5 protein-coding genes and 3 pseudogenes are annotated in these 6,510 nt (G+C 71.9%); 4 read left to right on the forward strand and 4 right to left on the reverse strand.

What is annotated here, in order from left to right; genetic code table 11:
• The 3 genes and pseudogenes from PV721_RS28055 to PV721_RS28070 form a co-directional block, all read right to left on the reverse strand.
• Positions 1-1,032, reverse strand: a 1,032-nt coding sequence (locus PV721_RS28055; RefSeq protein ID WP_319728826.1) for a M64 family metallopeptidase, incomplete at its 3' end; no start/stop codon positions are given.
• Between the two features lie 9 nt (positions 1,033-1,041).
• Positions 1,042-1,449, reverse strand: a complete 408-nt coding sequence (locus PV721_RS28060) for a hypothetical protein (RefSeq protein ID WP_319728827.1) — start codon at positions 1,447-1,449, stop codon at positions 1,042-1,044.
• A gap of 187 nt (positions 1,450-1,636) precedes the next feature.
• Positions 1,637-2,348 (reverse strand): annotated as a pseudogene (locus tag PV721_RS28070) (D-2-hydroxyacid dehydrogenase family protein); the annotation flags it as partial.
• Here PV721_RS28070 and PV721_RS28075 point away from each other — a divergent pair.
• Together PV721_RS28075 and PV721_RS28080 are read left to right on the forward strand one after the other, a co-directional pair.
• Positions 2,349-3,542 (forward strand): annotated as a pseudogene (locus PV721_RS28075) (relaxase domain-containing protein); the annotation flags it as partial.
• Positions 3,539-3,964: a hypothetical protein gene (locus PV721_RS28080; RefSeq protein ID WP_319728835.1), complete on the forward strand. Its 426-nt coding sequence runs from the start codon at positions 3,539-3,541 to the stop codon at positions 3,962-3,964. The pseudogene PV721_RS28075 and the gene PV721_RS28080, both read left to right, overlap by 4 nt.
• 362 nt (positions 3,965-4,326) lie before the next feature.
• Here the strand turns inward: PV721_RS28080 and PV721_RS28085 are convergent, their stop codons facing one another.
• Complete coding sequence (locus PV721_RS28085) at positions 4,327-4,791, reverse strand: hypothetical protein (protein WP_319728837.1); 465 nt, start codon at positions 4,789-4,791, stop codon at positions 4,327-4,329.
• Between the two features lie 704 nt (positions 4,792-5,495).
• Here PV721_RS28085 and PV721_RS28090 point away from each other — a divergent pair.
• Both PV721_RS28090 and PV721_RS28095 read left to right on the forward strand, forming a co-directional pair.
• Positions 5,496-5,915: pseudogene (locus PV721_RS28090) on the forward strand (IS630 family transposase); the annotation flags it as partial.
• 26 nt (positions 5,916-5,941) lie between these two features.
• Positions 5,942-6,415, forward strand: a complete 474-nt coding sequence (locus PV721_RS28095; RefSeq protein ID WP_319728839.1) for a hypothetical protein — start codon at positions 5,942-5,944, stop codon at positions 6,413-6,415.
• Positions 6,416-6,510 lie beyond the last annotated feature (95 nt).

Consider the following 6,510-nt stretch of genomic DNA (forward strand, 5'->3'; position numbering starts at 1 on the left):
GTTGGGGGTGCCGAGGTAGCGGTACAGGTCTCCGGAGCTGGGGTTGGTGGCGACGAGTCCCCAGCCGCCGGCGTAGATCTGACCTGCGGCGTCGCCGATCCTGGTCCAGGAGGTTCCCGAGCCGTCGTACCGGTACACGGCATCCTTCATCGGAGTCAGTGCGCAGATGTTCTTGGCCCTCTTCGTCCGGGCTCTTATCACCTGAAGGCACACCTGGCAGAACGGGTTGCCCAACTCCCTCATCTTGCAGTTGTGTTCGGGGCGGAAGGCCCGGCAGTGGTAGTAGTGCGCGCCTTCGAAGCAGCCGACCCTTCCGGCGGGAACCGTGCTCGGCCGAGTGTCCACCTTCGCGCAATTGGGGTTGGACATCGTGGGCAGGGCTGTGGTCCCGGCGACCGTCCAACCCCATTTCAGCGAGGTGCGTTCGGTTCTCGTCGTGACGTTCGGCTCGGCCGGTTCACCGAACGGGTGGTAGTCGTGCCCGGTCTCGTTCTCGTCGGCGTAGTAGGCGTACTCGTCGGCCAGTCCGTACGCCGTGTGGCCGATCTCGTGAAGGGCGATCTCTGTCGCTCCGTCCGCGAGGGAGTACGTACCGACGGAGCCGCCGGACCCGCCAAAGATCGTGGAGTTGACCACGACCAGCGCGACGGTGAACTCCGGGACCTGGGCGGCCGCCGTCTGGAGCACCGTCGAGTTGTTGCAGACCAGTAGCCGTCTGATGCCGTTCTCGCCGAACCTGGAGTCGAAGTACGTGCGGGCTGTCGCGCCGGTGCCGCCGACGCTGACCGGATCGTCGGCACCCGAGTCGGTGGACGTGACGTTGACCCGCCAGATGTTGATCATCCGCCCGATCCGGTTGAACGGCGGGGTGAGGGTCAGCGCGGTGACGAATTGGGTGCAGGCGGTGTTGAACGCGGTCTGCTGAGCGGCGGTGAAGCCGTCGCCGAGGAGCACGATGGTGAACGCCCTGTTGCGGGGCGCTGTTCCGTGGATCTGGGTGTGGCCCTGGACGGTGCCGTCGGACGTGGTCATCACGGCCTGCTATCGCTCGAGCGGAAAGGTGCCGAGGTCGACGTCCTGCAGCGCCTCGCGTCCCGAAGGCGCGACACGGACCACGGCGACCTCGGCGGCCTCGGCCGGCGCGGGAACGACCACGGTGAACGCGCCGCGCGGATGCACGTCCACCCGGACGATCGGCTCCGTGTGGTCCTCCGGGAACACCTCGACGCTCTCCAGGAAGGCTCCCCGTGCGGGGACACGGCCGAGGCGCTGCCCGTGGTCGTCCCGTGTTTCCACGACGTACCTGACGGAACCCGCCTCCCCGCCGGGGGCGAAGTCAGTGACGACCGTGTCGACCGGTTGCTGGGAGACGAGGCGCACCGCGTCGCCCTCGTACTCGAAGATGAGCCGCACGGCGGGGGCGGGAGGCGTCTGCTGCGCATCGATCATGGGGAGGCCTCTTCGGACGGTCTGCTGCGCGAAACGGAGGAGCAGAGCGATCGGAGCCGTACTGGCCCTGGCGGGGGCCGGAAGAGAACTGCGGGCTCCGGAAGGAACGTTCACTGGTCGGAGCTCATGGCCAGTTTAGTCCCGCCCGGATGCGCGCGCTCGTCCTGCCGCGTGGGAGAGGCCCGGCTCAGCCCAGTTCCCGCACCGGTGCCCCCCGCCAGGAAGGCCTCGATGTCCTCGACCACCTCGCCGAAGTACCGCCCGTGGTTCCGCTTCGTCGCATAGCCCAGATGGGGGAGGGCGAGGACGTTCGGCAGCGTCCTCAAGGGGTCGTCGACCGGCAGCGGCTCCGTCTCTTACACATCGAGGCCGCCCCCGCGATCCACCCCTCCCGCAGCGCCCGCAGCAGCGCCCCGCCGTCGACGAGTCCCGTCCGGGAGGCGTTTACGAGGTAAGCAAGACGGGTGCATCGCCCGCAGCTCCGGCTCCCTGATCAGGCGCCGGGTGCGGTCGGAGAGCACCAGGTGCAGCGAGACGAAGTCGCTGCCCGCGAGCAGGTCCGGCTTGTCCTTCGCGAGCCGCACGCCGTGCTCGGCGGCCCGCTTCAACGTCAGGTTCGGGTTCCACGCGGCCGCGTCCATGCCGAAGGCGTGCCCGATCCGGGCCACCCGGCCGCCGATCTTGCCGAGGCCGACGAGACCGAGCGTCCGGCCGGCCAGGTCGGCGCCGACCGTCGACTGCCACGGCCCGCCCTCCCGTACGGCCCGCGCCTCCGCCGGTATGTGACGGGCGAGGCCCAGGAGGAGGGCCCAGGTCAGCTCGGTGGGCGGCTCGGGGCTGCTCGCGGTGCCGCAGACCGTCATGCCCCGCCCGCGGGCCGCGGCGACGTTGATGGAGGACCGCTCCTGCACGACCACGCGGTCGTGTCGATCCGCGCCCGGCGGCCGGACGCAGCAGGTACGTGGGGCAATCTGTCGGCCGACTCGATGCTGGCCAACATCGTCGCGGCCGACACCCTCTACATCCTGAGCTTCATGGAGGAGGTCTCGGCCCGGCTCGGGTGGGCGTGGGAGCCGCGCGAGGTGACGCCCGGCCGCCGCCCGGTCATGTAGATCGCCGGGATCGACCAGCGGCTCATCGGCTGGCAGTCCACCCGCCGCCAGCAGATCGAGGACGCCCTCCCCGTCCTGGTGGCCAAGTACGAGGAGCGGCAGGGGCATACGCCGGGGGAGCGGGCCGCCTACGCGTTGGCCTGCCAGGCCGCCGACCGGACCCGCTCGCCCAAGCGCAAGGAGCTGCGCTCGCTGGCCGAGCTGCGTGCCGTCTGGCGGGATTCGGCGACCCGGGCGTACGGAGCCGACGTCGTCGCCGGGCTGGCGGCGCGTGCCCGAGCAGCGGCCGCGTCGATATGGGCGCGGGTGCGCCCGGTCGTCGACGTCGCCGTGGCGGCCGTCAACGTCGCCGCCGTGGTGTCCGTGATGCGCGGCAGGTTCAAGCACCACCACCTCCTCGCTGAAGCCCGCCGCCACCTCTCCTACGTCCTGCGCGGGCGACCCCACCAGCCCGGCCTGGACGAGGAGATGGTCCAGGCGGCCATCGACGGCTACACCCGCCCGGCCAGCCGGCGGATGATGACCGCCGACCTCCGCGCCCTGTACCCGCACGACACCGAGGACCAGGCCGTGCTGCGCCCCCTGACCCGCAACCGATCCGCCACCCCGTACCAGCGGGCCCGCCTCGCCGCCGGTGCCCTGACCGCCCGGGTCCACGCCGTACGCCGCGCGGACCGCCTGAACTCCCGGCCCCGTTCGCGCACCGTCGCCGTGCCGGCCACCCCGAGCCCGCGCCCGGGACGGAGGGCTGGCTGGGACCGTGAGCCGACGACGGACGTTGCCGCGGTGGAGCAGACCAGCCGGACGCTGGAGGCCGAGGCCGCCGAGATGGCCGCCCGGCTCCAGGTCGGCATCCGGGAACGAGCCGCCGCCCGCCGCCCCTTACATCAGCACGCCCCGGCGACGGCCCCGCCGCCGCACGCCCAGCAGCCTGCCCAGCCCGCGCCGGGCCGGACCACACCCACCGGAGGAATCGCATGACCACCACGCCGCCCGCGGACCCGAGCATCGAAGCCGTCGCCGCCCGGCTCAATGTCGCCGTCCAGGAACGCGCCGAGGCGTACGCACCGCCCGCAGACTGGCAGCCGATCTGGAAGCGGCCCCGGAAGCCGAAGTCCATCAAGGTGAAGAAGGCGGAGCTGGCCAAGCAGTGCAAGCGGCTCAAGGCGGCCGGTGTTCGACGGTTCTACGGCGCCCAAGCGCGCCGGCCCCGGCCCCGGCAGAACCGCATCGGCAGCGCGGCTGTGGTGACGATGCCGGGCATCGTCCACCGAGTGGACCGCCCGACGCCGAACCGGGTGGAGCCCATCGAGTGGGCTCCACCCGGTGGACTCCACCGAGTGGGTGCCACTCCACTCAGTGGACTCCACCGGATGGAGTTCACTGCGGTGCGCACCGATTGAGGGTGGGCTCCACTCTCGGAGCACGATGAGGTTCCGCACCGCACGGGGTGTGCACCATCCGACGATGTGCGGCACTCTCGCCGGCACCGGGTGCGCCGCACCCGATGTGCACTCCCGCGCAGCACGGGCCCACCCCCTTGACCAGGTTCGGCTCCACCCCTTGACCAGGTTCGAGACCGGCACGTTTCTCCTTGACACAGCCGGGTCCGGCCGCCGATCAGGGCCTGGTCAAGGGGCTGTGTGATAGGGCCCGCCACCGCGGTGCGCACTTTGGCGCGGTGCACGGTGGTGCGCATCATGGCCCCGGTGCGGTGCGGTGCGGTGCGGTGCGGTGCGGTGCGGTGCGGTGCGCCTGGTGCGGACTAGACGATGGAGCGGCGCACCGGGTGGGATCCGGCCGGTGCGGGGTGGGCGGCGATGGCCTGGCCCACTCCGACCGCCTCCAGCTGGCGCAGGACCTCGGCCACGTCCTCGTGGTCGTCGGTGAGGAACTGCACGACGAAGTCGACAACGGAACGGGCGATGCCGTCCGCCGCGTCCGGCCCGGCCTGCGCCCACCTCCGCGAGGAGGCCACCAGGACCCGCCCAAGGGCCTCCAGGGCGAAGGTCTCCGTGGACGGCTCGCCCGCCTCCGGGTCGGGCAGGGCGGTGACGACGTCGACGAGCTGCTCGACGACGCCGACGAGCAGCTCGGCCATCCGCGGCTCGGTGCCGGCGAACTCGCGGGCGGCTTCGACGTCACCGGCCTGGACGGCCCGGAGGTAGCTGAACGCGCTGATCGCCGCGTGCGGGGTCATCGGGGCCAGCGGCGCGGTGGTGTCGGGCATGTCGGCTCCTTGTGTACGGGCCACCTCGCTGTTCGAGGCGGCCTCGAAACCGAGCATCGGTTCGGGCCCTGTGGACAGAGTCCGGTGCCGGAGGGGGAGAAGTCTCCGCCCCGGACCGGCTCCAGGAGCGCGGCGCCGACGGGGCGGCGTGACGGAAGGGTGAGGGCAGGCACGGCTGAGCGGTCGGCTGGGCGGTGTGGTGTCGGCCACGGACAAATCGGCCCGGTCCAGGGGTAGTCAAGGAGAAATCGGACACCTGTCGTGGGTGATCGTCAGACCGCGGTCAAGGGGTCCTTTTTCACGGTGGCCCCGTCCCGCGCGCACTTCAGCGTGTGGGCCGGACCTGTCACCGATCCGGCCGCGATGGCCGGAGAACCGCGAGGATCCGATGACCACTGCCCCCACCCCGCACACTCCGCCCGCCCCGGCTGGCACAGCCGCGACGGCGGGCCCCGCTGTGAGCCCTGCGGCGAGCCCCGCGCCCAGCCCCGCAGCCGTCGGCCGCCGCCTGAGCGTTGTCGCTGATCAGACCCCCAATCCGCCTGCCCCGGCCGGTTGCAACTCCTCTTCTCCCAGTACTGATGTACCTGGAGGAGCGTCCCGGGCCCGGAAGGCGGCTGCGAAGGCCGGCGCGGACATCCGCGGCGAGGTCCTGCTGACCCTCGCCCAGCTGCGTCTGGCCACCCCCCGCCAGCTTCAAGAAGATCGCGAAGCCGAAGCCGGCCGAGCATGGCCTGCCGTTCTCGACCTGGAGCCTGGCCAAGCTGGCGGACTTCCTGGTCGCCGAGGGGGTGGTCGACGACATCAGCCACGAGGGCCTTCGGGTCCTGCTCCGCGAGGAGGGCGTCTCCTTTCAACGCGTGAAGACCTGGAAGACATCGAACGACCCCGACTACGAGGCGAAGAAGGCCCGGGTCGAGCACCTCTACGCGATCGCCGACGGCGAGGTCGTCCCCGAGCAGTGTGAGCCCGAGATCATCTTCTGTATGGATGAGTTCGGCCCGCTCAACCTCCAGCCCCACCCCGGGTGCCAGTGGGCCGAGCGTGGCGGTAAGGGCAAGGACCCTGAGCGGGAGCCACGGCCACGTCGTCGGGCCACCTACACCCGCCCGCACGGCGTCCGGCTCCGCGCGCGGAGGCGTTGCGGGCGGTGTGCGCGTGCGGATGGCGCAGCGCGGCTCAGTACCCCCTGGACTGGGCCGCGATCGGTGACCGACCCCTCTACGAAGCGGACGTCGACCTCGCGGGACCGCTCGCGGACTGGACCGCGCACCTGTCCGTCGTCCGCGATACGGCCGTGCCGCTGCCCGAACAGCTGGCCGCGCTCCTCGTCGAGATGGCCGAGCAGCTGACCGCCACGGCCGCGGACGCGCCGTTGGCCGCGCTGCGCGCCGCAGGTGTGCTGGAGCGGATCGCAGCCCGGGTCGGCCGGGAGGCCGCCGGCGCGCTGTGCGACGACGGCATGTCCACCGAAGCGGTGGCCGCCGCGCAGGTAGACCTGGGAGGGGCCTCCACGATGGCCCCCGCGCGGCCCGGGCCGCGGGCTCGGGTGGGCCGCGACGCCTCCTTCGTACGGCCCCGTCCGTGGCGCGGCATGGGCGGGAGTGCCGGATGCTGGCCGTGATCCCTGGTGAGCGCGCGCGAGCAACAGAGGAGGCATCGTGACACCGCAGACCCGAGTTCCGCTGGAGGGTGGGGGTTGCGTGCTGGTGGAGGGGG

Source organism: Streptomyces sp. MB09-01 (assembly GCF_033794505.1).
Taxonomy (GTDB): domain Bacteria; phylum Actinomycetota; class Actinomycetes; order Streptomycetales; family Streptomycetaceae; genus Streptomyces.